Annotated in this window: 20 protein-coding genes; 16 read left to right on the top strand and 4 right to left on the bottom strand. The window is 65.0% G+C overall.

Annotated elements, in window-relative coordinates; all coding sequences use genetic code 11:
* Nucleotides 1-2: 2 nt before the first annotated feature.
* The 8 genes from nuoH to IM816_RS11090 all read left to right on the top strand — a co-directional run bounded on the left by nuoH (nt 3) and on the right by IM816_RS11090 (nt 9,166).
* A complete protein-coding gene (nuoH, locus tag IM816_RS11125) occupies nt 3-1,025 on the top strand; it encodes an NADH-quinone oxidoreductase subunit NuoH (protein WP_250338129.1) in 1,023 nt (340 codons plus the stop codon).
* Between the two features lie 6 nt (nt 1,026-1,031).
* Nucleotides 1,032-1,523: an NADH-quinone oxidoreductase subunit NuoI gene (nuoI, locus tag IM816_RS11120; RefSeq protein WP_072321334.1), complete on the top strand. Its 492-nt coding sequence runs from the start codon at nt 1,032-1,034 to the stop codon at nt 1,521-1,523.
* A 19-nt stretch (nt 1,524-1,542) separates the two neighbouring features.
* The gene (locus IM816_RS11115) at nt 1,543-2,196 is read left to right on the top strand and encodes an NADH-quinone oxidoreductase subunit J (protein ID WP_072321333.1); all 654 of its coding nucleotides are present in this window, start codon (nt 1,543-1,545) and stop codon (nt 2,194-2,196) included.
* Nucleotides 2,193-2,498: an NADH-quinone oxidoreductase subunit NuoK gene (gene nuoK, locus IM816_RS11110; protein ID WP_072321332.1), complete on the top strand. Its 306-nt coding sequence runs from the start codon at nt 2,193-2,195 to the stop codon at nt 2,496-2,498. The genes IM816_RS11115 and nuoK overlap by 4 nt, the downstream gene beginning before the upstream one ends.
* A 4-nt stretch (nt 2,499-2,502) precedes the next feature.
* Nucleotides 2,503-4,548 (top strand): NADH-quinone oxidoreductase subunit L, encoded by a 2,046-nt coding sequence (gene nuoL / locus IM816_RS11105; RefSeq protein ID WP_250338128.1) that lies wholly within the window; start codon nt 2,503-2,505, stop codon nt 4,546-4,548.
* A gap of 14 nt (nt 4,549-4,562) precedes the next feature.
* Nucleotides 4,563-6,074, top strand: a complete 1,512-nt coding sequence (locus IM816_RS11100; protein WP_072321330.1) for an NADH-quinone oxidoreductase subunit M — start codon at nt 4,563-4,565, stop codon at nt 6,072-6,074.
* Nucleotides 6,075-6,087: 13 nt separating this feature from the next.
* Complete coding sequence (nuoN, locus tag IM816_RS11095; RefSeq protein ID WP_250338127.1) at nt 6,088-7,548, top strand: NADH-quinone oxidoreductase subunit NuoN; 1,461 nt, start codon at nt 6,088-6,090, stop codon at nt 7,546-7,548.
* Nucleotides 7,549-8,401: 853 nt separating this feature from the next.
* On the top strand, nt 8,402-9,166 hold the full coding sequence (locus IM816_RS11090; protein ID WP_250340745.1) for a pseudouridine synthase: 765 nt from the start codon (nt 8,402-8,404) through the stop codon (nt 9,164-9,166).
* A gap of 70 nt (nt 9,167-9,236) precedes the next feature.
* On the opposite strand, the gene kbl is transcribed toward IM816_RS11090, so the two are convergent.
* The 3 genes from kbl to tdh all read right to left on the bottom strand — a co-directional run bounded on the left by kbl (nt 9,237) and on the right by tdh (nt 15,217).
* Nucleotides 9,237-10,436, bottom strand: a complete 1,200-nt coding sequence (gene kbl, locus IM816_RS11085) for a glycine C-acetyltransferase (RefSeq protein WP_250338126.1) — start codon at nt 10,434-10,436, stop codon at nt 9,237-9,239.
* Nucleotides 10,437-10,508: 72 nt separating this feature from the next.
* Nucleotides 10,509-14,099: a DUF748 domain-containing protein gene (locus IM816_RS11080; RefSeq protein ID WP_250338125.1), complete on the bottom strand. Its 3,591-nt coding sequence runs from the start codon at nt 14,097-14,099 to the stop codon at nt 10,509-10,511.
* Between the two features lie 83 nt (nt 14,100-14,182).
* Nucleotides 14,183-15,217 (bottom strand): L-threonine 3-dehydrogenase, encoded by a 1,035-nt coding sequence (gene tdh / locus IM816_RS11075; protein WP_177257376.1) that lies wholly within the window; start codon nt 15,215-15,217, stop codon nt 14,183-14,185.
* Nucleotides 15,218-15,378: 161 nt separating this feature from the next.
* On the opposite strand from tdh, the gene IM816_RS11070 reads away from it, so the two are divergent.
* The 7 genes from IM816_RS11070 to IM816_RS11040 all read left to right on the top strand — a co-directional run bounded on the left by IM816_RS11070 (nt 15,379) and on the right by IM816_RS11040 (nt 24,341).
* Nucleotides 15,379-17,532: a S46 family peptidase gene (locus IM816_RS11070; protein ID WP_250338124.1), complete on the top strand. Its 2,154-nt coding sequence runs from the start codon at nt 15,379-15,381 to the stop codon at nt 17,530-17,532.
* Nucleotides 17,533-18,090: 558 nt separating this feature from the next.
* Nucleotides 18,091-19,044, top strand: coding sequence for a tRNA (adenosine(37)-N6)-dimethylallyltransferase MiaA (gene miaA, locus IM816_RS11065; protein ID WP_250338123.1), 954 nt, complete (start codon nt 18,091-18,093; stop codon nt 19,042-19,044).
* Between the two features lie 114 nt (nt 19,045-19,158).
* Complete coding sequence (hfq, locus tag IM816_RS11060; RefSeq protein WP_072321325.1) at nt 19,159-19,419, top strand: RNA chaperone Hfq; 261 nt, start codon at nt 19,159-19,161, stop codon at nt 19,417-19,419.
* Nucleotides 19,420-19,510: 91 nt separating this feature from the next.
* Nucleotides 19,511-20,818, top strand: a complete 1,308-nt coding sequence (hflX, locus tag IM816_RS11055) for a ribosome rescue GTPase HflX (protein ID WP_250338122.1) — start codon at nt 19,511-19,513, stop codon at nt 20,816-20,818.
* A gap of 165 nt (nt 20,819-20,983) precedes the next feature.
* Nucleotides 20,984-22,117 carry an FtsH protease activity modulator HflK gene (gene hflK / locus IM816_RS11050; RefSeq protein WP_250338121.1) on the top strand — a complete coding sequence of 378 codons (1,134 nt, stop codon included), beginning with the start codon at nt 20,984-20,986 and terminating at the stop codon, nt 22,115-22,117.
* On the top strand, nt 22,114-22,983 hold the full coding sequence (gene hflC / locus IM816_RS11045; RefSeq protein WP_072321322.1) for a protease modulator HflC: 870 nt from the start codon (nt 22,114-22,116) through the stop codon (nt 22,981-22,983). The genes hflK and hflC overlap by 4 nt, the downstream gene beginning before the upstream one ends.
* Nucleotides 22,984-23,033: 50 nt before the next feature.
* Nucleotides 23,034-24,341: an adenylosuccinate synthase gene (locus IM816_RS11040; protein WP_072321321.1), complete on the top strand. Its 1,308-nt coding sequence runs from the start codon at nt 23,034-23,036 to the stop codon at nt 24,339-24,341.
* Between the two features lie 44 nt (nt 24,342-24,385).
* Here IM816_RS11040 and IM816_RS11035 read toward each other — a convergent pair whose 3' ends face one another.
* On the bottom strand, nt 24,386-25,543 hold the full coding sequence (locus IM816_RS11035) for a sterol desaturase family protein (RefSeq protein WP_250338120.1): 1,158 nt from the start codon (nt 25,541-25,543) through the stop codon (nt 24,386-24,388).
* 72 nt (nt 25,544-25,615) lie between these two features.
* Between IM816_RS11035 and folC the strand changes: the two genes are divergently transcribed.
* Entirely contained in the window at nt 25,616-26,893 is a 1,278-nt protein-coding gene (folC, locus tag IM816_RS11030) for a bifunctional tetrahydrofolate synthase/dihydrofolate synthase (RefSeq protein ID WP_250338119.1), read from the top strand.
* Nucleotides 26,894-26,914 lie beyond the last annotated feature (21 nt).

The following is a 26,914-nucleotide window of genomic DNA, read 5'->3' as shown; positions in this document are numbered from 1 at the left end:
CCATGGGTCAGCAACTCTGGGACCACCTGTTGATGCCCGTGCTGTTCATCGTGGCGATCGTGCTGCCGCTGATCATCGCGGTGGCCATGTTCGTGTACTGGGAACGCAAGGTCATCGGTTGGATGCACGTGCGCATGGGGCCGAACAAGATCGGTCCTCTCGGTCTGCTTCAGGCCTTCGCGGACGTGGTGAAGCTCCTGCTGAAGGAAGTGATCCTTCCGACCAACGCGAACAAGTTCCTCTATTACCTCGCACCGATGCTGGCCCTCGTGCCGGCGCTGGCAGCGTGGGCTGTGGTGCCGTTCGGTCCGGAAACCGTGCTCGCCAACCTCAATGCGGGCGTGCTCTACCTGCTCGCGATGACCTCGATGGGCGTGTACGGCATCATCCTCGCCGGCTGGTCGTCCAACTCGCGCTACGCCATGCTCGGTGCCATGCGCGCTGCGGCTCAGGTCATTTCGTACGAGCTGGCCATGGGCATGTCCATCGTGTGCGTGCTCGTGCTGACCGGCAGTCTGAACCTCACGGCCATCGTCAACGCGCAGAGCGGTAATTTCTTCGACTGGTTCTGGTTGCCGCTGCTGCCCGTCTTCGTCATCTACTTCGTCTCGGGCGTGGCTGAAACCAACCGCGCACCGTTCGACGTGGCGGAAGGCGAGTCGGAAATCGTCGCGGGCTTCCACGTCGAATACTCGGGCTCCGCGTTCGCGATCTTCTTCCTCGCCGAATACGCCAACATGATCCTGGTGAGCTTCCTCACTTCGATCCTGTTCATGGGCGGCTGGCTGTCGCCGTTCCCCGAGTCCTGGGGCCTCATCGGTCACGGCGGCTTCCACTGGCTGTTCATCAAGGCATTCCTCTTCGCCTTCCTGTTCCTGTGGTTCCGCGCCAGCTTCCCGCGTTACCGCTACGACCAGATCATGCGTCTCGGCTGGAAGGTCTTCATTCCCATCACGATCGTGTGGGTCCTCGTCGCCGGCTGCATGAAGTACTTCGGCTGGGTCCACATCGGTACGGGAGCCTAAAGAGTCATGTCCCGCGTAACCCACTATTTCAAGAGCCTTCTGCTCATCGAACTGTTCCAGGGCATGGCGCTGACCATGCGCTACATGTTCAAGCCGAAGTACACGATGCGCTACCCGATGGAGCACATCCCGAAGTCGAACCGCTTCCGCGGTCTGCATGCGCTTCGCCGTTATGCCAACGGCGAGGAACGCTGCATCGCGTGCAAGCTGTGCGAGGCGGTGTGCCCCGCGCTGGCGATCACGATCGACTCGGCACCGCGTCCGGAAGATGGTCAGCGTCGTACCACGCGCTACGACATCGATCTGTTCAAGTGCATCTTCTGCGGCTTCTGCGAAGAGAGCTGCCCTGTCGATTCGATCGTCGAGACGCACGTGCACGAGTACCACTTCGAGCACCGTGGCGAGAACGTGGTGACCAAGGGCCAGCTGCTGGCCATCGGTGACCGCTTCGAGCAGGACATCGCTGCCGCCCGCGCTCAGGACGCGGCTTACCGCTGAGCGCCCGGAGACCTATGCGATGAATAACGACCTGCTTCAACTCATCTGTTTCTACCTCTTCGGTGGCGTGGCCGTGATCGGCGCGCTCATGGTCATTACCGTCAAGAACTCGGTTCACGCCGTACTCTCGCTGGTGCTGACCTTCTTCAGCATGGCCTGCGTCTGGCTGCTGGCCGAAGCCGAGTTCCTCGCCATCGCCCTCGTCGTCGTTTATGTCGGCGCGGTGATGGTGCTGTTCCTGTTCGTGGTCATGATGCTCGACATCAAGCAGGAGGCGGTCCGCGAAGGCTTCATCCGCTACCTGCCGGTGGGCATCGTCGTGGCCGTGGTCATGCTGGTGGAGATGCTGGCCATGATCGGCGTCCGTGCCATGCACGCTCACACGCTCGGCCCGAACCCGGCCGGTGATTCCAACGTCGCCTGGCTCGGCCAGGCGTTGTACACGGAATTCCTGCTGCCGTTCGAGATCGCCGCGCTGATCCTTACCGTGGGTATCGTCGCCGCCGTGGCCCTGACACTCCGTCATCGTCCGGGCGTGCGTTACCAGACCGCCGCGCAGCAGGTGGCCGTCAACGCCGCCGATCGCGTCCGCGTGGTCAAGGTGGCCAGCGAGAAGATGGCTTCCGTCAGCCCGGCCCCGGTCGTCGTGCCGCCGCAGGAGAACGCTCCGTGATCACGCTTTCCCATTTCATCGTCCTCGGCGCGATCCTGTTCTGCATCGCCGTCGCCGGCCTGTTCATCAACCGCAAGAACGTGATCGTGCTGCTCATGGCGATCGAGTTGATGCTTCTGGCGGTGAACACCAACTTCGTGGCCTTCTCGCGCTTCTTCGGCGATGTGGGCGGCCAGGTGTTCGTGTTCTTCATTCTCACCGTGGCCGCGGCGGAATCCGCCATCGGCCTGGCGATCCTGGTCCTGCTGTTCCGCAATCGCAGCACGATCAACGTCGCCGAAATCGACAGCATGAAGGGTTGATCCGATGAGTCTCTCGCTTTCAATCCTGCTGACGATCGCCCTCGCACCGCTGGTGGGTTCGATCCTGGCCGGCCTGTTCGGCAAGGTGATCGGCCGGGCAGGGGCGCATACCGCGACCATCCTCGGCGTGGCGATCGCCTGCGGCCTGTCGTTCTACGTGCTCTTCCAGTTGGTCTGGGGCGGCGCACAGAACTTCAACCAGGACATCTACACCTGGTTCGAGATCGGCCGCTTCCACGCCTCCGTGGGCTTCATGGTCGACCGCCTCACTGCCATGATGATGGTGGTGGTGACCTTCGTGTCGCTGCTGGTGCATCTGTACACCATCGGCTACATGTCGGATGACCCGGGCTACCAACGCTTCTTCAGCTACATCTCCCTGTTCACCTTCTCGATGTTGATGCTCGTCATGAGCAACAACTTCATGCAGCTGTTCTTCGGCTGGGAAGCGGTGGGCCTGGTGTCGTACCTGCTGATCGGCTTCTGGTACAAGCGCCCCACGGCGATCTTCGCCAACCTCAAGGCGTTCCTGGTCAACCGCGTGGGCGACTTCGGTTTCCTGCTCGGTATCTCGGCGATCCTGTATTTCCTCGGCACGCTCGACTATCAGACTGCGTTCAATCACGCGCCGGAACTGGTCGGCAAGACCCTGCAGATCACCCAGAATCACGCGTGGGATGCCGCGACCGTCATCGGCGTGCTGCTGTTCATCGGCGCCATGGGCAAGTCGGCCCAGGTTCCGCTGCACGTGTGGCTGCCGGACTCGATGGAAGGCCCGACCCCGATCTCGGCACTGATCCATGCGGCGACGATGGTCACAGCCGGTATCTTCATGGTCGCGCGCATGTCGCCGATCTTCGAACTGACGGATGCCGCGCTGTCGTTCATCCTCGTGATCGGTTCGACCACCGCGCTGTTCACCGGCCTGATCGGTATCGTGCAGAACGACATCAAGCGCGTCATCGCGTACTCGACGCTCTCGCAGCTCGGCTACATGACGGTGGCGCTCGGTGTCTCCGCCTATAGCGGCGCCGTGTTCCACCTGATGACCCATGCCTTCTTCAAGGCGCTGTTGTTCCTCGGCGCGGGCTCGGTCATCATCGGCATGCATCACGAGCAGGACATGCGCTACATGGGCGGCCTGCGCAAGTACATGCCGGTCACCTGGATCACGATGTGGATCGGTTCGCTCGCGCTCGCCGGTACGCCGTTCTTCTCGGGCTTCTATTCGAAGGACGCGATCATCGAGGCCGTCGGCGAGTCGCATCGCTGGGGTGCTGGCTACGCGTACTTCTGCGTGCTGGCGGGCGTGTTCGTCACCTCGCTGTACAGCTTCCGCCTGCTCTACATGACCTTCCACGGCAAGGAGCGCTTCACCGTGGAGCACAAGGCGCATGGTCACGGCCATGACGCGCACGCCGACCACCATGACGACGACCACGGCCACGGTAAGCCGGGCGTGCTGGCTCACGCGCCGCACGAGTCGCCCTGGGTGGTGACCGTGCCGCTGGTGCTGCTGGCGATTCCGTCGGTGTTGATCGGCTTCTTCACCGTCGGTCCGATGCTGTTCGGCGACTGGTTCGGCAAGGCCATCTACGTCAACGAAGTGAACAATGTGCTTGCCGAAGTCGGCCACGAGTTCCACGGCGCCCTCGGCATGGCTCTGCACGGCTTCACCGCGGCGCCGTTCTGGCTGGCACTGGCGGGCTTCGTCGTCGCCACCTACGTGTACCTCTTCAACCCGTCCGTTGCCGACAAGGCGAAGAACGCGCTGAAGCCGGTGTACGAGCTGCTCAACCACAAGTACTGGATCGATGAACTCTACTTCGCGGTGTTCGCGAAGGGCGGGGTGAAGCTGGGCGAAGGTCTGTCGAAGGTGGGCGATACCGCCATCATCGACGGCGCCATCGTCAACGGCTCGGCCCACCTGGTGCAGCGCATCGCCGGTGGCGCACGCCGCCTGCAGTCCGGATTCCTCTTCCACTACGCGTTCGCCATGATCCTCGGTCTTATCCTGCTCCTCGGCGGGTACTGGCTGATCGGGCAATAAGGGAAACGAGCTCTATGTCGAATCACTTGCTCAGCCTGCTGATCTGGCTCCCGGTCGTCGGCGCCATCCCGGTGCTGCTGGCCGGCAATGGCCGGCCCGGCGCCGCCCGATGGATCTCGCTGCTGGTGGCGGTTGCCACCTTCGCGGCCAGCCTCGCCCTCCTGCCTGCCTACGACGCCAGCACCGGTACGCTCCAGCTGACCGAATCCATGAGCTGGATTCCGTCGCTGGGGATCAACTACTCGCTGGCCGTCGACGGCATTTCCGTCGCCCTGATCATCCTCACCACGTTCGTCCAGATCCTCGTGATCGTGGGCGCGTGGGAAGTGGTGCAGAACAAGCCGCACCAGTACATGGCGGCCATGCTGATTCTCGAAGGCATGATGATCGGCGTGTTCTGCGCCACGGACGCGTTGCTGTTCTACGTGTTCTTCGAGGCCATGCTGATCCCGATGTTCATCCTCATCGGTATCTGGGGTGGACCGCGCCGTGTCTATGCCACGCTGAAGTTCTTCATCTACACGTTCTTCGGCTCGATCTTCATGCTGATCGGCCTGATCTACCTGTATCACAAGACCGGCGGCAGCTTCGCGATGTCGGACATGGCGAACGTGCACCTCACGCTGACCGAGCAGAGCTGGCTGTTCTTCGCCTTCCTGCTGGGCTTCGCGATCAAGGTGCCGATGGTGCCGGTGCATACCTGGCTGCCGGACGCCCACGTCGAAGCGCCCACCGGCGGTTCGGTGGTGCTGGCGGCGGTCATGCTGAAGATCGGTGGCTACGGCTTCCTGCGCTTCAGCTTGCCGATCACGCCGGATGCCTCGCATCAGTTCGCCTGGCTGGTGATCGTGCTCAGCCTGATCGCGGTCTGCTACATCGGCTACATCGCGCTGGTCCAGCAGGACATGAAGAAGCTGGTGGCGTACTCGTCCATTGCGCACATGGGTTTCGTGACCCTGGGCATCTTCATCGCCTTCCTGCTGGTGCGTGAGACCAACAATCCCGACGCCGCCCGCCTGGGCATGCAGGGTGCGATGGTGCAGATGATCTCGCACGGCTTCATTTCCGGCGCCATGTTCAGCTGCATCGGCGTGCTCTACGACCGCATGCATACGCGCCAGATCAAGGACTACGGCGGCGTCATCAACGTGATGCCGATCTTCGCTCCGTTCTACGTCCTGTTCGCCATGGCCAACAGCGGCCTGCCGGGTACCAGCGGTTTCGTCGGCGAGTTCATGGTCATCCTGGCCTCGTTCAGCGCCAACCCGTGGATCGCACTGTTCGCCGCGTTCACGCTCATCATCGGCGCTGCCTACACGCTGTGGATGGTGAAGCGCGTGCTGTGGGGTGACATCAAGAACAAGCACGTGGCGGAGCTGACGGACGTCAACGGTCGCGAGATCTTCATGCTGAGCGCGTTCGCCGCCGGTGTGCTGGTCCTCGGCATCTGGCCGGAGCCGCTGGTCCACCTGATGGATGCGTCGGTCGCTCGTATTGTCGAGCAACTGGCCATCACCAAAGTCTGAGCGGGAACTATCCATGCCGAGTATCAACGACATCCTGATCCTGCTTCCCGAGGTCTACCTCGTGGTCGCGGCTTGCGTGCTGCTCCTTCTGGATGCGTACCTCAAGCCCGGCCAGAAGGGCGCGATCCATTGGCTCTCCATCCTCGTGCTGCTGGTTGGCGCCTTCCTGGTCGTGGACGGCCAGCCGGCGTCGTCGGTCACGGCGTTCAGCGGCATGTTCGTCCGCGACGGCGTGTCCGAGGTGCTGAAGCTGTTCTCGCTGCTGATTACCGCAGTGATCTTCGTCTACGCCCGGCCGTACCTCAAGGAACGGGCCATCCCGTTCGGCGAGTTCTACACGCTGACGATCTTCGCCACGGTCGGCATCATGTTCCTGGTTGCTGCGGGTAGCCTGGTCACGGTGTACCTGGGCCTCGAACTGCTGACCCTGTCGTCGTATGCGCTCGTGGCGTTGAATCGCGATTCGCGTCTGTCGTCCGAAGCGGCGATCAAGTACTTCGTCCTGGGCGCGCTGGCCTCGGGCATGCTGCTCTACGGCATGTCCATGATCTACGGCGCCACGCACAGCCTCGACCTGCATACGATCCACGCCGCGATCGTCGGTACCGAGTGGAAGACCCTGATGCTGTTCGGGCTGGTCTTCCTGATCGTGGGTATCGGCTTCAAGCTGGGCGCCGCGCCGTTCCACATGTGGATTCCGGACGTCTACCAGGGCTCGCCGACTGCCGTTACCGTTTTCATCGGTTCCGCGCAGAAGCTGGCCGCGTTCGGCATGGCCTACCGTCTGCTCTCGACCGGCATGGGCGACATCGCGGGCGGTGCGTCGGGTCTGGCCCCGCAGTGGCAGCTCATGCTCGCCGTACTGGCCGTGCTGTCGCTGGCGATCGGTAACCTCGTCGCCATCGTGCAGACCAACCTCAAGCGCCTGCTGGCCTACTCGACCATCTCGCACATGGGTTACCTGCTGCTCGGTCTGGTCAACGCCGGTCCGGAAGGCTACTCGGCGTCGATGTTCTACGCCGTGAGCTATGCGCTCACCAGCGCCGCGGCGTTCGGCATGATTCTCGTGCTGTCGCGCTCGGGCTTCGAGTGCGAGGAGATCGACGATCTGCGCGGCCTCAACCAGCGTTCGCCGTGGTTCGCCTTCATGATGCTGCTGGTGATGTTCTCGCTCGCTGGCGTGCCGCCGCTGTTCGGCTTCTTCGGCAAGCTGCTGGTCCTCAAGGCCGCAATCGATGCCGGCATGATCTGGCTGGCCGTGGTCGGCGCCGTCTTCGCCATCGTCGGCCTGTACTACTACCTGCGCGTGGTCAAGGTGATGTACTTCGACCAGCCCGCCGAAGGCACGGACGTCCGCGCCACGGCCGATGCACCGGCTCGCTGGGTGTTGTCCATCAACGCGCTCGCACTGCTGGTCCTCGGCTTCACCTGGGCGCCGTTGCTGGCCTGGTGCCAGAAGGCATTCGCGAGCTGATCGTTGCGAGCTAAGTGTGTTTGAAAAAGCGCCTGCTTATGCAGGCGCTTTTTTTTCGCTAAAGCGATGAGTCACCAACGAAGCAAGGGTGGGAGCCACCCTGGTGGCGAAAAGCCAACGAAGCGGTGTAGCCGTGAGGCAAGTCCATATCGCCAGCAGGCTGGCTCCCACCAGCAAGTCCCCATCGCCCAGATCACCCAACTTCAAGGCAAGCTTTCCCTCGCCGCCATGGCGGCTCCCACAACAGCGCCCCTACTGTGGGAGCCGCTACAGCGGCGAGAAGCCAACGAAGCGATGTAGCGGGGAGGTAGGTCCCCATCGCCAGCAGGTTGGCTCCCACCAGCAAGGCCCCATCGCCCAGATCACCCAACCTCAAGGCAAGCTTTTCCTCGCCGCCATGGCGGCTCCCACAAGAGCGCCGCTACTGTGGGAGCCGCTACAGCGGCGAGAAGACAACGAAGCGGTGTAGCGGTGAGGTAGGTCCCCATCGCCAGCAGGCTGGCTCCCACCAGCAAGTCCCCATCGCCCAGATCACCCAACCTCAAGGCGAGCTTTTCCTCGCCGCCATGGCGGCTCCCACAAGAGCGCCGCTACTGTGGGAGCCGCTACAGCGGCGAAAAGCCAGCGAAGCGGTGTAGCGGCGAGGTAGGTTCCCATCGCCAGCAGGCTGGCTCCCACCGGCAAGTTCCCATCGCCAGATCACCCAACTTCAAGGCAAGCTTTCCCTCGCCGCTGTAGCGGCTCCCAAAACAGCGCCCCTACTGTGGGAGCCGCCATGGCGGCGAGAAGCCAACGAAGCGGTGAAGCCGAGACCTACATCGCCGAGCCCGAATGCGTGCGTTATCCTGCCGAAATGCCTTTTCGTCCTCCTCGTTTCCCTGTCTCTCGTACGCGCCGTTCAACGGGTCCGGTTCATGGGCTGGCGCGTGTGCTGTCGAAGCGCGGGATCTGTTCGCGCAGCCAGGGAGAGAAGTTCGTGCGCGAGGGCAGGGTACGTGTCGATGGGCGTCTCGTGCGCGACCCGGAGTTCCCCATCGCCGGGCATGAGCGCATCGAACTGGACGATGCCACGACGGAAGCGGCTTCGTTGGTGTACATCGCCTTGAACAAGCCGCGTGGCATCGTGGTTTCGGCTTCGGACGAACGCGGACGCGACACGGTGTATTCGCTTATCGAAGGTGCTGGCCTACCTTGGCTCGGGCCCGTGGGCCGACTCGACAAGGCCAGCGAAGGTTTGCTTCTGATGTCGAACGACACGGTGTGGGCGGCGGGCATCACCGACCCGGTGACCCATGTGCCCAAGACCTATCACGTGCAGGTGGTGGGGCATCCCGACGAAGCGACGCTGGCGGCCATGCTCGAAGGCGTGACGGACGAGGGCGCTCTGTTGCGCGCGCAGGCGGTCGAAGTGCTCCGCCGTGGCGAGCGCACCGCGTGGCTCGAAGTGACGCTCGACGAAGGGCGCAATCGCCACATTCGCCGTCTGCTTGCCGCCTTGGGTTTCGAGGTGCAGCGGCTCGTCCGCGTTTCCATCGGCGAGCTGACGCTCGGTGAGCTGGCAAAAGGTCAGTGGCGCCACCTCAGCGACGACGAAGTGGCGCAGCTGCGTCGGCGCTGAGGCGCGCCGACGCTTCGATCCAAGGCACACATGAATGAGCGGCGTCGCAGCGCGACACCGCTCGCGACGATCAGATCTTCAGCACACCGAGCTGCTTGCCCACCTTCGTAAACGCGGCGATGGCGCGATCCAGATGCTCGCGCGTATGCGCCGCACTCATCTGCGTGCGGATGCGTGCCTTGCCCTGCGGTACCACGGGGAAGAAGAAACCGGTGACGTAGATGCCTTCGTCGAGCAGCGCCGAGGCCATGGCCTGGGCCTGCTTGGCGTCGTAGATCATCACCGGCACGATCGGGTGCTGACCCGGACGGATATCGAAACCGGCTTCGGTCATCTTCTCGCGGAAGTAGCGGGTGTTTTCCTTGACCCGTTCACGCAGGTCGCCCGCGGCGGCCAGCATCTCGAACACCTTGCTTCCGGCGGCGACGACGTGTGGCGGAAGCGAGTTGGAGAACAGGTAAGGGCGTGACCGCTGGCGCAGCAGTTCGATCACTTCCTTGCGGCCGGTGGTGAAGCCGCCCAGTGCGCCGCCAAGCGCCTTGCCGAGCGTGCCGGTGAAGATGTCGATCTTGTCCATCACGCCGTGCAGCTCGGCAGAGCCGCGGCCGTTGTCGCCGAGAAAGCCGGTGCAGTGGCATTCGTCGATATGGACCAATGCGCCGTACTTGCGTGCGAGCGCGGTGATCTCGTCGAGCGGCGCGACGAAGCCGTCCATGGAGAACGCACCATCGGTGGTGATGAGCTTGGTGCGCGCGCCGGCGGCATCGGCAGCCTGCAACTGCGCTTCGAGATCGGCCATGTCGCAGTTGGCGTAGCGGAAACGCTTGGCCTTGCACAGGCGGATGCCGTCGATGATCGACGCGTGGTTGAGCGCGTCCGAGATGATGGCGTCCTCTTCGCCGAGCAGTGGCTCGAAGAGCCCACCGTTCGCGTCGAAGCAGGCGGCATAGAGGATGGTGTCCTCGGTACCGAAGAACTCGGCGATCTGGCGTTCCAGCGTCTTGTGCAGGTCTTGCGTGCCGCAGATGAAGCGGACGCTCGCCATGCCGAAGCCGTGAGTGTCCAGCGCGTCCTTGGCCGCCTGGATGACCTCGGGGTGATCGGCGAGGCCGAGGTAGTTGTTCGCGCAGAAATTCAGGACCTTGCGCCCGTCCTCCAGTTCGATCTCGGCCGACTGCGGCGAGACGATGATGCGCTCGGACTTGAACAGGCCCTGTTCGCGGATGGATTCGAGTTCGCTGGCGAAGCGGTTCTGGCCGGGGTATGACATGGCGTGGGTTCCGGGACGGGGAATCCGCCGATTGTGAGGCCTACGGCCGAGGGATAAAACCTGGCGTGCGTGTCAGTGAAGTCCGAAATCCACCCGCGTGGTGCGGCCCCCGTCGTCGATCCCCTTCGCGTCGGTCTTTGGCGCCACCACGAAAACCCTCTTGTCGTCGACCTTGCCCTGGAGCCACTGCCGTACGGCGTTGGCACGGCGCTCGGCGAGATGGCGCAGGGCGTCCGCGTCGACGGGCATGTTCGTCTCCATGAGGTCGCGCATCACCTCCGGCGGCTGCGACTTGGTCAGGCCGATCAGGTTCTTCGGTTTGGGGAACGAGGCGTGGCGGTAGGCGCGCTCAAGGTACTTTTCCTGTTCCTCGGCCGCGGGTGGCGTGGTGTCGTCGCCCTTGTCGTTCGCCCGCTCCTGGTCCACCAGGTCGTCCACCATGACCCGGCGCAGGCCGGACTCGTCCTTGTCCGGATCCACCCGGCCCACGATGTCGAGGCTGATGGACGGCTTGTCCGTGAGGACCTTCACGATCTGGGCCAGCTTGTCCTGCGCGGCGGCGTCCAGCACGGCCGAGCCTGGCGCGAACTCCACGTAGCCCAGGTCTTCCCGGCTGCCTCCGATCGAGGCGAGCAGCCGGAACGGTGAGGTCACCGCTTTGACGATGAGGTTGCCGATGGCACGCCAGACGAGTCCTCCCACACTGAACTGGGGATCGTCCAACGAGCCGGAGACCGGAATGCGAACGTCGATCCGGCCTTGGGAATCCTTGAGCAGCGCCACGGCGAGCTTCACCGGCAGATGGCTGATGCCTGGGCCCTCGATGCGGTCGCCGAAGGTGAGCTGGTCGATGAAGATGTGGTTGTCGGCGGTCAGCTTGCGCTGGTCGAGCAGATAATGGACGTCCACGTTCAGCCGCCCCTTGGTGATCGGGTAGCCGGCGTACTTGCCGGAGTAGGGCGACAGGTTGGCGAGCTGGATGCCTTCCGCGGTGGCCTTGATGTCGAGGAAGGCCACGGGCGTGAGCGGGTTGATCGTGCCGGTGATGTCCACGGGCGCGTTTTCGTCGAGCTGCCCGCGCAAGGTCAGCTCGGCTGGCGGGCCGCCGGCCGTACCGAAGGCGCCGATCTTGCCGGTCAACTGCGTCACGTCGGCCGTGTAGTTCGGCTTGATGAAGTTGTCCGTGTAGTTCAGCCGTCCCTTCGTGAGGCTGATCTGGCCGATGCGGATATCCGCCGCAGGTGCGCTCGGGGCTTCCGTCACGGTCGCCTTCGTCGGCGCTGGCTCGGCCTGGGCTTGCGTGACCGACACGGCGCCGGGTGCTTCGGGGCTGGCGACCACGTCCTGCAGGTTCAACCGACCGTTGGCGTTGACGATGACCCGCGCATAGAAATCGTCGAGCGCAATGCCTTCGATGGCGACGTGCGGCGCGCCTGCGCCCAACTGCACCGCGAGGCCGGAGGCACTGAGCGACGCCCAACGGACGAAGTCCTCGTTGGTGAGCTTGTCGAGCACCCGTACCCGACCGAGCGTGGCCTGACCACGGTAGGCGACTTCGGGTGCGCCGTTGCCGCGGGCGCTGTAACGCACCTGACCATCGAGGCTCAGCAAGCCACTGCCGACACGCACGTTGAGCGGTACGGTCGCCAGCGATTGCAGCGGTGCCACGTCCAGCCGCGTGGCCTTCACGGTCAGCTTCGCATCGAGGGGCTGGGGCGTTATCTGCCCATCGATGGCAAGGGTTCCCTCGCCGACGGCGCCATCGAAGGCGATCGTGATGGGGCGGCGTATGTCGTCCGACAAGCCGTCGATGGCGAGCGACGTAGCGCGCAAGGTCACCGGATCGCGGGCGTCGCGCGTCTTCGCATCGCGCCAGGCGAGCGAGCCCTGGCTGAGCCCGACGTGCCCGATGCTCCAGCGCCATGCCGTGGAAGGCGATGCCTTGGCTGGCAGCGCGGGAGAGGGTGTGACGATGCCCGCCAGATCGAGGCTGCCGTTGGCGAGACGCTTTACGTCGAGGGCGAGTCCTTCGAGCGTGAGCTGATCGAGGCGCGCTTCGCTGCTACTTAGGTCGAGCAAGGCGATGGACGCCGCCATGGAGGTCCAGGTCACCGGCGATGCGCGGCCGTTGCGAGGAACGAGGCGAAAGCCATCGAGTCGCGCCTTTGCGGCGGTCATCCGCACGGCGACCGCGTCGTGCCAATCGAGGGCCAGCGTGCCGTTGGCATCGATGCTGCCGCCATCGACGTCCGCGTCGAGCAGTGGGGGAGCCAGTGGCATGAGCCTGGCGAGCGACACACGTTTCAGCGACAGCGCGCCCGTGTAGTGCTGTGCGGCGAGGTCGAGCTTGCCTTGCGTAGCGACGTCGCCATCGGCCATGCGCGCGGCCGCGTCCAGCGTTGCGATCGGCGCAGTGACTGTGCTGAGTCCGCGCAGGCTGCCGTGAAGATCGTCGAGCACGAGATGCGCCGGCGATGGTGCCGCGAGATCGGCGTATTCGACATGCGCGTTGTGCCAGCGCAGCGTGTCGATGCGTACGTCGGTCGGGCGCGCGTTCGATGCGGGTGGTGCGCCAGGTCCGGCGCGCGCCGACCCAGCGAGTGCATCGATGTTGCTGCGGCCACCCGGCAAGCGTGCATAGCGCAGGCCCAGTCGATCGAGTGACACGGTGGCGAGGCGATAACGCGAGGTAAGCGGTTCGAGTGCCGTCAGTTCGGCATCGCCGTGGCCGAGCGCCAGCAGCGTGGTGCCGCTGGCGTCGTTTACCTGCAGATCGTCCACGGCAAGCCGCCCGCTGAGAATCACGCGCGGCGCGTCGTTCGTCATCGCAAAGCGCAGATCGAGCGAGCCGGACAGCTTGCCGCTCGGCACGGCGACCGGCAGCGGTGTGGGCACGAAGCCGAGATAGCGCGGCAGGTCGAGGTGATCGAGACGGAAGCTCACCAGCGATTCCCTGCTGCTGGCGAAGGGCTTGGTCTGGCCTTGCACGCGCAGCGGGCTGCCATCCACGTTCATGGCGAGCAGCGGCTGGACGAAGATGTCCGTGTCGCTGGGGAGGCTGGCGATGAACGGCACACCCAGTTCGATGTGGTCGACGCGGTTAGTGGCGTTCAACACGCGATCGTCGAAATCCACCTGCCCATCGTGGATGGCGATATTGGACACGGCGAAACGCGCCGGCCCGGTATCGGGTTCACCCGGCTTCGCGGCGAAGCGGTCGATCAGGTCCGAGATATTGAAGCGCTGCGGTGCATCCCGGCGCAGCCGGATATGCGGCCCTTGCAGCGTCACGGCGTCGAGAATGGGTGCTGCACGGAAGAGCGATGCCCACGAGGCATTGGCGACAAGCTGATCGACGTCGACGAAGGCGCTCTTGCCGTCGCGCTCGCCGATGTGCAGGCGGTCGATGCGGAGCGCAAGCGTGAACGGATTCAGGTGCACCTGCCCGATCGTGACGGGGCGACCGAGTGCTGCGCTGGCGCGTGAGGCAAGCTGCGAACGGATGAGCGGTGGCGCGGCGAAGAATCCGAGCAACCCGAAGAGGACGATGGCGATCAGAAAGCCCGCCGCGATGCGCCGGGCCCGATGCGATCGATACACCGACAGCGCACGCTCGCGCTCTCTCCCCCAGTGAACCCTTGCCTTCGCCTTCAGCGTTTCCATACCGCCGCTCCCGCACACGTGACCCCCCGACGCAGTGTACCCGTCGGGGATCGCGGGAGGACGGTCAGGCGATGTGGATCACGTCACGTCCAGGAACAAACGACCTTGCCGCACTGGCCGGCATCCATGAGATCGAAACCGCGCTGGAAGTCGTCGATGGCGATCTGGTGGGTGAGCACCTTCTGCAGCGGGAAGCCGGTCAGGACCATCTGGGTCATCTTGTACCAGGTCTCGTACATGCGCCGGCCGTAGATGCCCTGCAGGGTGAGACCCTTGAAGATCACCTTGTCCCAGTCGATGCCCGCACCGCGCGGCATGATGCCGAGCATGGCGATCTTGCCGCCGTGGTACATGCATTCGAGCATGTCGCCGAAGGCGCGCGGATTGCCGCTCATCTCCAGGCCCACGTCGAAGCCTTCGATGTGCAGATCCTTCACCACGTCTTTCAGCGACTGGTTGGCGACGTTGACCACGCGCGTGGCGCCCATGTCCGCTGCGAGCTTGAGGCGGTAATCGTTGACGTCGGTCACGACCACGTTGCGCGCGCCCACGTGCTTCGCGATGCCGGCGGCGATGATGCCGATCGGGCCAGCGCCGGTGATGAGCACGTCCTCGCCGATGAGGTCGAACTCCAGGGCGCAGTGCGCCGCGTTGCCATAGGGGTCGAAGAACGCCGCCAGCTCGGACGGGATCTGGTCTGGGATCGGCCAGAGGTTCGAGGCGGGCATGGTCATGTATTCCGCGAACGCGCCATTGCGGTTCACACCGATGCCGATGGTGTTCGGGCACAGATGCTGGCGACCCGCACGGCAGTTGCGGCAATGGCCGCAGACGATGTGACCTTCCGCCGAGACGCGGTCGCCGATCTTGTAGCCGGTGACGCCAGGGCCGATGTCGGCGACGCGGCCGACGAATTCATGGCCGATGGTCAGGCCGGGCTTGATCGTGCGCTGGGACCATTCGTCCCACTTGTAGATGTGCAGGTCGGTGCCGCAGATGGCGGTCTTCTCGACCTTGATCAGGACTTCGTTCGGGCCGACCTGCGGCACCGGCACTTCTTCCATCCAGATGCCTTGCTCGGGCTTGCGCTTGACCAGCGCCTTCATCGTCTGCTGCATGGGGTCTCGGGTTCCGTGCGGGGAAGGCCCGCGGCGCGGACCCAAACCACCATTATATGCCGTGGCAGGTGCTGCCCGTGGTGCATCGCGGCATTGCCAGCGGTACAGAGCCCCCTCTATGGTCAGTGCGCACCGCACGATCCAGAAGGGGTAACCGAACGATGCGAATCCGCACCATGATGCTGGGCGCCGCTGTGGCGCTGGCGCTGGACGCCAAGGCCGACGAGGGGATGTGGCTGCCGTCGCAGCTCCCTCAGATTGCGAAGAATCTCAAGGAGGCGGGGTTCCGGGGCGACCCGGCCGCCCTGGCCGATCTCACCCGGGCGCCGCTCAATGCGGTGGTCCGGATTGGTGGGGGCACGGGTTCCTTCGTGTCCGCCGATGGCCTGGTGGTCACCAATCACCACGTGGCCTTCGGTGTCATCCAGTACAACTCGCGGCCGGACCGCGACCTGATCACGAACGGCTATGTCGCGCCCGACCGTGCGGCTGAGCTGCCCGCCAATCCGGACTACCGGCTGCGCGTGACGGTCGGCTTCGACAAGGTCACGGATCGCGTGCTCGCCGCGGCTAAGGGCAAGGAAGGGCGGGCGTACTACGACGCGGTGGACGCCGTGAGCAAGTCGATGGTCGCGGAGTGCGAGAAAGAAGAGGGCATACGTTGCAGCGTCGCCAACATGTTCTATGGGCGCGACTTCTATCTCGTGAAGCAACTGGAACTGCGCGACATCCGCCTGGTGTATGCACCGCCACGCGCGATCGGCAACTACGGCGACGAGGTCGACAATTTCGTCTGGCCGCGCCATGCGGGCGATTTCACCATCCTGCGTGCCTACGTCGGCCCGGACGGGAAGCCCGCGGACTATTCGAAAGACAACAAGCCCTATCACCCGCCGTCTCATCTGTCGCTTGCGACCGACGGCGTCGCGGAAGGCGATTTCGTGATGCTGGCCGGCTATCCGGGCATCACCTATCGCCATCGCACCGCCGCCGAGTTCGCGGATCAGGTGGAATGGCGCCTGCCCACGGCCGTGTCGGTGTTGAAGGCGTTGCAGGACGTCATCGAGACCCAGGGCAAGACCGACAAGGACGCCGGCATTCGCTATGCCTCGCAGTTGCAGACCTTGAAGAACGGCATCAAGCGTTTCAGTGGTGAACTGGAAGGCCTGCGTCGCAGCGATGCCGTCACCGTTCGCCGCGAGGACGAAGCGGCGATGCTCGCCTGGTTGAAGAAGCGCCCGGAAGGCGCCGCGTTGCAACCCGAGATCGATCAGGTCATGGCGGTGATTGCCAAGGGCAAGGACGTGCGCGAGCGCGACTTCCTGGTGGGCCTGCTCTCGTCGCAGACGCAACTGCTGCGCGGCGCGCTGTCGCTCGATCGTCTCGCGGTCGAACGACCGAAGGCGGACGCCGATCGCGAGGCTGGCTATCAGAAGCGCGACGAGGAGCTGATCGCAAGCCAGCTCAAGCAGATCCAGCGTCGCTACGATCTTCGCGTGGAAAAGGCGCTGCTCACGTCGGTGCTGTCGCGCTACCAGGCATTGCCCGACGCGCAGCGGCTGCCGGAACTCGACAAGGTTTTCGGACGCACGCCCGCCGAGCTGGTCAAGGCGCTCGACCGGATCTATGCGGACACGAAGCTGGGCGACGAGGCCGAGCGCACGCGCCTGTTCGCGGCCACGTCGGCTGAGATCGATGGCAGCCACGACGCATTGCTCGTCGCGGCGCGGACACTTCGCCCCGCGCTGCTTCGCATCGACGACGAACGCAAGACGCGCGAAGGCGATCTGCTTCGCCTGCGCCCGGCGTACATGCAGGCCCTCGTCGCGTATCGCGAAGCGCAGGGCAAGGCCGTATATCCCGATGCAAACTCCACGTTGCGCGTGAGCTACGGCAAGGTCACGCCGCTGATCGCGCGCGATGCCGTGGCCTATGCGCCCATGACCACGGTTGCCGGCATCGTCGAGAAGAACACGGGCATGGAACCCTTCGATGCACCGAAGCCGTTGCTCGACGCGATTCGCAAGGGTGACTTCGCGGGTTACGCCGATCCTGCGACCGGCGCCATGCCGGTGGACTTCCTGAGCAATCTCGACACCACGGGTGGCAACTCCGGTTCCCCGGTGCTCAATGCGAAAGGCCAGATGGTCGGCCTGAACTTCGACAGCAACTGGGAAGCCGTGAGCGCGAGCTGGATGTACGACCCGCGCTACAAGCGCGCGATCCATGTGGACATGCGCTACATGCGCTGGCTGATCGACAAGGTGTATCCGTCGCCTGCGTTGTTGCGCGAGCTGGGCGTGCCGGCGAAGTAACGCACCGAGGCGCATGGAGGGCGTTGCGCCGTCCATGCGCGGTTATCCACACCGTGTGTGGATACCGACTGCATAACCATGTGGACAAGTCCGAATGCGCGTTGTGTGGCGCGCACTTGCGTTGCGCTGGTCAATCACGCGCCACTGCCTCGATACGCGTGCCGCGATATCCACAGCGTGTGTGGATACGCACTGCATAAGCATGTGGACAACTCCGTTTCACCCTTGCGTGGCACGTACTTGCATTGCGTTGGTCACGCCGTGACCACACCGGTACGACTCCTGCGCTGCGCGCGATATCCACAGCCAATGTGGATACGTGCTGCATAAGCATGTGGACAACTTCCTTTCGCCCTTGCGTGGCGCGTACTTGCATCGGCTTGGTCATGTCGTGACCACTCGGCGCGAGCGATACGAGCTCGCGATATCCACAGCGAATGTGGATACCCGCTGCATAAGCTTGTGGACAACTTCACTTGCGCCTTGCGTGGCAGGCACTTGCGTTTTGCTGCTTACGGTTTGATCACCGTTGGGTCGCGGCTGCGTTAACCTCGCAGGATGCCTGCCGACGTTCGCCCCCTCGCCATCTTTCTCATGGGCCCCACCGCCTCGGGGAAGACCGCGCTCGCCTGTGCCCTCGCGGATCGCTTCCCGGTGGAACTGATCAGCGTCGATTCGGCGCTTGTGTACCGTGGCCTGGACATCGGGTCGGCCAAGCCGGATGCGGTGACGCTGGCGCGTTATCCCCATGCGCTGATCGACATTCGCGATCCGGCGCAGCCGTATTCGGCGGCCGACTTCCGCGAGGATGCGCTGGTAGCGATGGAGGCCATCCGAGAGCGGGGTAACGTGCCGTTGCTGGTCGGCGGCACGGGTCTGTACTTTCGGGCGCTCCAGCGCGGCCTGTCCGATCTGCCTGAGGCGGATCCCGCCCTGCGGCAGACCCTTGCCGCGGAGGCGGCGAGCATCGGGTGGACTGCCATGCATGCGCGCATGGCGGCACTCGATCCCGTCGCAGGTGCACGAATCCGGCCGGGCGACGCCCAACGGATCCAGCGTGCCCTCGAGGTCATGACCCTCACCGGGCGACCGCTCACCGAACTCCAGCAGGTGGGGACGGTGCAGCGCTTTCCATGGCGGGTGCTGAAGCTGGCGCTCCTTCCGGACGACCGCTCGTTGCTCCACGAGCGCATCGCTCGGCGCTTCGATGAGATGCTGGCGGCGGGTTTCCTCGACGAGGTACGCCAGCTTAAGCGGCGCGCCGACCTCCATGCCGACCTGCCGGCGATCCGCGCGGTGGGCTATCGGCAGGCCTGGGAGTACCTCGAGGGGGAGGGCGACGCCACGACATTCCGGAACCGTGCTATCTATGCCACTCGTCAGCTCGCGAAACGCCAGGTCACCTGGCTCCGCAGCGAGTATGACGCCCGCACGTTCGACCCGGATCGGGGGGATCCGACGCCCGAGGTGGCCCGCGCGGTGGCGCAGTTCGTGGGAATGCCGAGACCGTGACGGTCAACGCTTCCTGCGGGCATTTAAAAGCAGTTAAGATTCAAAGCACTTGGGCCGGGGCGCCATTGGCGTTTTTTACCCGGACCCGTACGAGAGGCGTAGGGGAGAAGAAGAATGTCCAAAGGGCAGTCGTTGCAGGATCCGTTTCTGAATGCGCTTCGTCGCGAGCGCGTGCCGGTCGCCATCTATCTGGTGAACGGCATCAAGTTGCAGGGCACGATCGAGTCGTTCGACCAGTTCGTGGTGCTGCTGCGCAACCAGGTGAGCCAGATGGTCTACAAGCACGCCATCTCCACCGTGGTCCCCAGCCGGAACGTCCGGGTCGGCGGCCATGAAAACCATGCCGACGCCGGGTCGGGTGACGGCGAGGGTTGAGGGGGCCGCAGCGGAATCCCATGTAGGATGGAGTGCGCGTACGCCGAGGCGGCGCGCACTCCTTCTTCATACCCCTGAGGCATCCCGCTAAGTGTTCGATAGACAAAAGAAAGGCGATCGCGCCGTGCTGGTGTTGCCGCATTCCCGCGGCGAAGGCGATGCGGTCCGCCGGGGCGAGGAATTCGCCGAGCTGGTGAGGTCTGCCGGCGCGGAGATCCTGGCCAGCATTCCCGCGCGCGTGGAAGCGCCCAATCCGCGGTTCTACATCGGCAGCGGCAAGGCCGACGAAGTCGCCGAAGCGGTCCGCGCCCTGGAGGCCGACCTGGTCCTCGTCGACCACGTGCTCAGCCCCGTGCAGGAACGTAACCTCGAAAAGCACCTCAAGGCCCGCGTCGTCGATCGAGCCGGGCTCATCCTGGACATCTTCGCCCAGCGCGCCCGCTCCCACGAAGGCAAGCTCGAAGTCGAACTGGCCCAGTTGAAGCACCTCGCCACGCGGCTGGTGCGGGGCTGGACCCATCTCGACGCGCAGCGCGGCGGTGCCATCGGCAACCGCGGCCCCGGTGAGACGCAGCTCGAAACCGACCGTCGCCTGCTCGCCGAGCGGGTGAAGATGCTGACCAAGCGCCTCGAAAAGGTGCAGGTCCAGCGCGATCAGCAGCGTCGTGCGCGCCTGCGCAATACCGTGCCGCGCGTGGCGCTGGTGGGTTACACCAACGCGGGCAAGTCGACCTTGTTCAACGCGCTGACCGCGGGCGCCGTGTATGCGGCCGACCAGTTGTTCGCCACCCTGGACCCGACCGTGCGCAAGATCGATGGCCTGTCCTGCGGTCCTGCCGTGATCGCCGATACCGTCGGCTTCATCCGCGAGCTGCCGCACGATCTCGTGGCGGCGTTCCGCGCGACCCTGGCCGAGGCCCGCGATGCGGATCTGCTCATTCATGTGAGCGACGCCGCCGACGAGGAACGCGAGCTGCTGGCCCGCGTGGTGAATTCGGTCCTTGAGGAAATCGGCGCGGGCGACGTCCCGCAGCTCTCCGTGATGAACAAGGTCGATCTCGTCGAGACCGAACCCCGCGTGGACCGCGGCGACGACGGCAAACCGCGGCAGGTCTGGCTCTCCGCGGCGACCGGCGCCGGACTCGATGGTCTGCGGGTGGCGCTGGGCGAACTGCTCGGCGGCGAACGCATCCGGGCCGGACTTGAGCTTCCTCTCAGTGCGGGACGCCTGCATGCGCGGCTCAAGGCCGCCGGAGCGATCGCCGCCGAGCAGGTCGACGAGCTTGGCTGGCACCTCGACATCGACGCCCCGCGCTCCGTGCTGGCGCCCCTGGTAGGCGATGACGCCCATTCGGGCTCGCTGCGCGAGCTGATCGGCCAGGATCAGGCCGACCACTGAGCGAGCATTCGATCGCAGCCATCTGGTAGAATTCACGTCGTTTGCGCGCCGGAATGGCCGCGGCGACGGGTGTTCGCGCTCCCGACGTCTTTGTCCCGCCGCGGCGGGTCCACCCCAAGGCTTGCCAGCCACCCACCCTCCGGTCCCCGAAGGAGACTGTCGCCCATGGCTTGGAACGAACCCGGCAACGGCCAGAAGGACCCCTGGAATCGCAACCGGTCGAACGGGCGCAAACCCGATCTCGACGGCGCGATCAAGAGCATCAAGGCCCGGCTCGGGAAATTCGGCGCAGGCAGCGGTGGCGTGTTCACCATCGTGCTCGTGTTCGCGGTGGCCTGGTTGCTGGTCTCCAGCTACACGGTGATCGACGCGCGCCAGGTCGGCGTAGTGCTGCGCTTCGGCCAGTTCTCGCGCATCCTGCCGCCCGGCTTCCACCTCAAGGCGCCGAGCCCGGTGGAAACCGTGACCAAGGTCGAAACGACCCAGGTGCGTTCGGTGTCCGACAACGTGTCGATGCTCACCCGCGACGAGAACATCATCGCCATCGACTTCAACGTGCAGTACCAGGTGTCCGACGCGCGGAAGTTTCTGTATTCCAATGCCGATCGCGACGAGAACACCATCCATAACGCCGCCGAAGCCGCCGTTCGCTCCGTCGTCGGCGCGAACATCATGGACAACATCCTGACCACGCCGGGCGTGGACACGCCTGCGCCGGCGCAGGCACCCGTGGCGGGTGTAGCGCCGGCCGCCAAGGAAACCCTGCAGCAGCAGACGCGCGACATCCTCCAGGCCACGCTCGACAAGTACGATGCAGGCATCCTCGTCACGGGCGTCAGCTTCCAGAACGTCTCGCCGCCGAAGGAAGTGAAGGACGCGTTCGACGACGTCAACGCCGCGCGCGAAGACAAGCAGAGCGAAGAAAACAAGGCACGTGCCTACGAAAGCCAGGTCGTGCCTGTGGCGCGTGGCGACGCCGCGCGCATCGCTGCCGAAGCCGAGGCGGATCGCGTCGAGCGTATTGCGCGCGCCAACGGCGACGCGGAGCGCTTCAACCTCCTGCTCAAGGAATACCGCGCCGCGCCGGAGGTCACCCGTCGCCGGCTCTGGCTCGAAACCGTCGAGGAAGTGATGGCCGGCAATCCGAAGGTCATCGACGGCAGCAACGGCAAGAACATCGTGCAGTTGCCGGTGGAAGCCAATGGCGCCGTGCGTAACGTGCCCGGCGTGGGCACGGTCATTCAGTCCGCCACCACCGACGCCGCCAATCCGAACCAGCCGCAGGGGAGCGCCCAGTGAAGATCGTTTCCGGCCTCATCGTCGTCGCGCTCGTCCTGCTCGGCTTCAACAGCGTCTTCGTGGTCAAGGAAGGCGAGAACGCGCTGCTCCTGCAATTCGGCCGTATCGTTCGTGCCGATTACCAGCCGGGTCTGCACTTCAAGATTCCGGTCGTGCAGCAGGTGATGCGTTTCGACAACCGCATCCTCAGCCTCGATGCCGAACCCGAGCGCTATTTCACGCTCGAAAAGAAGAGCGTCAACGTCGACTTCTACGTGAAGTGGCGCATCGCCGACAACGCGGCGTTCTACCGTGCCACATCCGGCGAGCAGGTCCAGGCCACTCAGCGCCTGACGCCGATCGTGAAGGACGCTTTGCGCTACGAGTTCAACGCGCGCCCGCTGGAAGACCTCATTGCCGGTGGCCGCAAGGACATCACCGAGCGCGTGCGCCAGCAGACCGACGCGGTGGCTCGCAAGAACCTTGGTATCGCCATCGTCGACGTGCGGATCAAGCGCATCGACCTTCCCGACGAAGTCAGCGGATCGGTCTACAAGCGCATGCGCGCCGAGCGCCTGCAGCTCGCCAACGAACTGCGCTACACCGGCCAGGAGAGCGCCGAGACCATTCGCGCCGATGCCGATCGCCAGAAGCAGGTGCTGCTGGCCGATGCCAACCGTGATGCCACCAAGGTGCGCGGCGACGGCGACGCACAGGCGGCGGCGATCTACGCGCAGGCCTATGGGCAGGATCCCGAGTTCTTCGCCTTCTATCGCAGCCTTGCGGCCTATCGCAAGGCGTTCGCGGACGGCAAGGGCACCTTCGTGTTGAAGCCCGATTCCGAATTCCTGCGCTACCTCAACGACGGCCCCGGCCGCCAGCGCTGAACCCGATCCACATCGCCCGCCAGGGCAACCGCAACGAAGAGAACCATCACATGGGCAAGTCAGTCGTCATTCTCGGCGCGCAATGGGGCGACGAGGGCAAGGGCAAGATCGTCGACCTCCTCACCGAGCGCGTTGGCGCGGTCGCGCGCTTCCAGGGTGGCCACAACGCCGGCCACACGCTGGTGATCAAGGGCAAGAAGACGGTGCTCCACCTGATCCCGTCGGGCATCCTGCGCGACGACGCGCTCTGCCTGATCGGCAACGGCGTCGTGCTGTCGCCGGCCGCGCTGATGAGCGAGATCGCCGAACTCGAAGGGCAGGGCGTCGACGTGCGTCCGCGCCTCAAGATCTCGCCGGCCACGCCGCTGATCATGCCGTATCACATCGCCGTCGATAAGGCGCGCGAAGTCGCCTCGGGCGCCAAGGCTATCGGCACCACCGGCCGCGGTATCGGCCCGGCGTATGAGGACAAGGTTGCGCGCCGTTCGATCCGCGTGGCCGACCTCATGTATCCGCACGAGCTGCCGGAGAAGGTCAAGGCTGCCGTCGAGTATCACAACTTCGTGCTGACCCAGTGGCTCAAGGCTGAGCCGGTCGATTACCAGACCGTGCTGGATGAGGCGCTGACCTGGGGCGAGTACCTGCGCCCGATGGTGGACGACGTGGCGACGATCCTGCACGACGTCCGTCGCGATGGCGGCAACATTCTTTATGAAGGCGCGCAGGGCGCGTTGCTCGACATCGACCACGGTACCTACCCGTACGTCACCTCGTCGAACACCACCGTGGGCGGTGCGCTTGCCGGTACGGGCGTGGGCGCGCGCGACATCGACTACGTGCTCGGCATCTGCAAGGCCTACGCTACGCGCGTCGGTGGCGGTCCGTTCCCGACCGAACTCAACGACGACATGGGCGAACTGCTGCGCAAGAAGGGCAACGAGTTCGGTGCCAGCACCGGTCGTCCGCGTCGCTGCGGCTGGATCGATCTCGTGGCGCTGAAGCGTGCGGTGCAGATCAACGGCATCGACGGCCTCGCCATCACCAAGCTCGACGTGCTCGACGGTCTCGAGTCGATCAAGGTCTGCATTGCGTACGAATACCGCGGCAAGCGTCGCGAGCTCGCTCCGCTGGATGCCGACGGTTGGGCAGAGTGCAAGCCGGTGTATCTGGAATTCCCGGGTTGGGAAGAATCCACCGCGGGCATTCGCGACTGGAACAAGCTGCCGCCTGCGGCGCGCGCCTATCTGCGCGCGGTGGAAGAACTGTCCGGCTGCAAGCTGGCGCTCGTTGCCACCGGTGCCGACCGCGACGACACGATCATCCTGGACGACCCGTTCGGCGACGACGGCAGCTGCTGATCGTCAACGCGTGAGACGACTCGCCGCCTCGGTGTGACGCAAGGTCACGCCGAGGCGGTTCTCGTTTGTTCCGTCGAAGGTTCCACCGTTATCGATATTGCCGCCGGTGTGCTCGGCATACTCGCGTGCATCCCTTCCAGTGCATGCAGGTCGAGTTCCGACACGGGAATGGGCCGATGGGCCTCGCTGAAGGCCACGTCTCCGAGCCGCCAGCCCGCGCGACAGGTCACCGCACCCCAGAAGCGACGCAACGCCGCCCAGTGCAGGCCGACGAGGCCCTTGTCGTTGTCCGCATCCACCATCGGATCGCCCACGCCGGTCGGACGGACGGGTTCGCCATGCAGTGCCGTGCCGAAAAGCGTGTCCCAGATCGCAAAGACCTGCCCGTAGTTGCAGTCGTGCAGCGTCGGGCGGTCGGGATCGACACGCATGTGGTGCAGGCGATGAAACACGGGCGAGACGAGGACGCGGTCGAGCACCGGCCCGAAGCGCACCCGCACGTTGGCGTGCGAGAAGTTCTGCACCAGTTCGCCGAGCAGCATCAGCCAGGCGAATTCGGTCGGCGCCACGCCGATGAACAGGCCCACCGCCGCCAGCACCATCGATTGCAGGAAACCATCCACGAGGCTGCCGCGATCGTTGGTCCAGCAGCTCATCTGCCGCGTGCTGTGATGCATGCTGTGCAGCGCCCACCACCACGGCAAGGCGTGCTGCAGACGATGCATCCAGTAGTACACGAGGTCGTAGATGGCGTAGTAGACCAGGAACAGCAACAGCGGATGGCCGTTCAAGCCGGGTATCCACAAGGCGATGCCCGACGCCGTGGTCGTGCCATCGTCATCGCCGCCGAACAGATGGCTGATCGGGGTCAGCACGAGGTAGCTGAACATCGGAAAGATGCCCAGCAGCATCATCAGCGTGTATTGCCAATCCACGCGCGTCAGCCGTCGATCGGTCCAGCGTTCCGCCGGCATCAACGACTCCAGCGGACGGAACAGGCAGGCGATGATCAGCACCTGCAGGATCGAAATGAGGATGGCCTCGGCGATCTCGCGAGGATCCCCCGCCAGGCCCGTCAGATGCAGCAGCCCGAGAAACGGAACGATCGCGTGTGCGCTCGTCCAATCGACAAGGTGGGCCCAACCCGGGAACATGCCGTCTACCTTCGCCATGGTCGCCATGCGTGCGACCGGTCGCACCATTAAGCGTCGCGCCTCTTTCGTCGGGCTTTCCGGCGTGCCAATCTCCGCCCCCTCGTACGCAAAGAAACTGGCATGACCCGCACACTCGCCGAATGGCTCGCTTACCAGGAAAGCACGCATCCGCGCGACATCGCGCTGGGCCTCGATCGCGTCCGCGCGGTGTGGGAAGCCATGGGCGCGCCGCGACCGGCCCCCATCGTGCTCACCGTCGGCGGTACGAACGGCAAGGGTTCCACCGTGGCGCTGCTGGAAGGCATGTTGCGCGCCGCCGGCTACCGTACCGGCTGCTATACCTCCCCACATCTGCTTCGCTACAACGAGCGCATTCGCATCGACGGTAACGACGTCTCCGACGAGGCGCTGGTGGCCTCCTTCGAACGGATCGAGGCCGCGCGCGGGGCCATCCCGCAGACGTATTTCGAATTCGGCACGCTGGCCGCGATCGATCTCATCGCCCGTGCGTCGGTCGACGTGGCCATCCTCGAGGTGGGGCTCGGCGGTCGGCTCGATGCGGTGAATATCGTCGATGCGGACGTCGCGGTCGTGACCACCGTGGACCTGGACCACCAGGACTGGCTGGGCAACGATCGCGACAGCATCGGTCGCGAGAAGGCGGGTATCGCGAGGGGCGGTCGTCCCGTGATTGTCGGCGAGCTGGCGCCGCCGCAGGGTTTGCTCGACGCGCTGCGTCGCATCGGGGCCGACATCGTTCGGGCAGGCGAAGCGTTCTGGGCGCAGTCCGCGAACGCATCCACGGCGGGGGAGTGGTCGTGGGGCCATCGCGACGGCACCGCGATCACGCTTCCGTTGCCGGCGCTTGCCGCTCCCGTGCAGCTCGCCAATGCCGCCACGGCGCTCGCCGCGATCCATGCCCTCGGCACGCGGGTCGACGTGTCGCCTTCGGCGCTGCGTACCGCGCTGTTGGACGTGCGCGTTTCAGGCCGCCTGCAACGCATCGGAGATCGTCCGCTCACCCTCGTCGATGTCGGCCACAACCCGCAGGCTGCACGCGCGCTGGCGGCATGGCTCGACGCGCGGCCTTCGTCGGGCCGCGTGCTGGCTGTCTATGGCGCCCTGGCGGACAAGGACGTCGCGGGCGTGGTCGAGGCCATGGGGGCCCGCATCGATCGCTGGTTCATCGCAGGCCTGGATCGAGACACGCCGCGTGGCCTCGCAGCGGACGCTCTCGCAGCGACGCTTGCCGCCGTGCTGCCTGCCGCACCCGCCTCGACGTATGCGGACGTCGGCACGGCCTGGGCGGCGGCGCGCGAGGCGGCTGACGAGAACGACACGGTGCTGCTGTTCGGTTCGTTCTTCGTGGCTGCGGCTGCCTTGTCCCGAGCCATGTGAACGCCGCCTCGCGCCATCCTC

Source organism: Luteibacter flocculans, from assembly GCF_023612255.1.
Classification (GTDB): domain Bacteria; phylum Pseudomonadota; class Gammaproteobacteria; order Xanthomonadales; family Rhodanobacteraceae; genus Luteibacter; species Luteibacter flocculans.
This window is presented reverse-complemented; position numbering and strand designations above follow the sequence as displayed.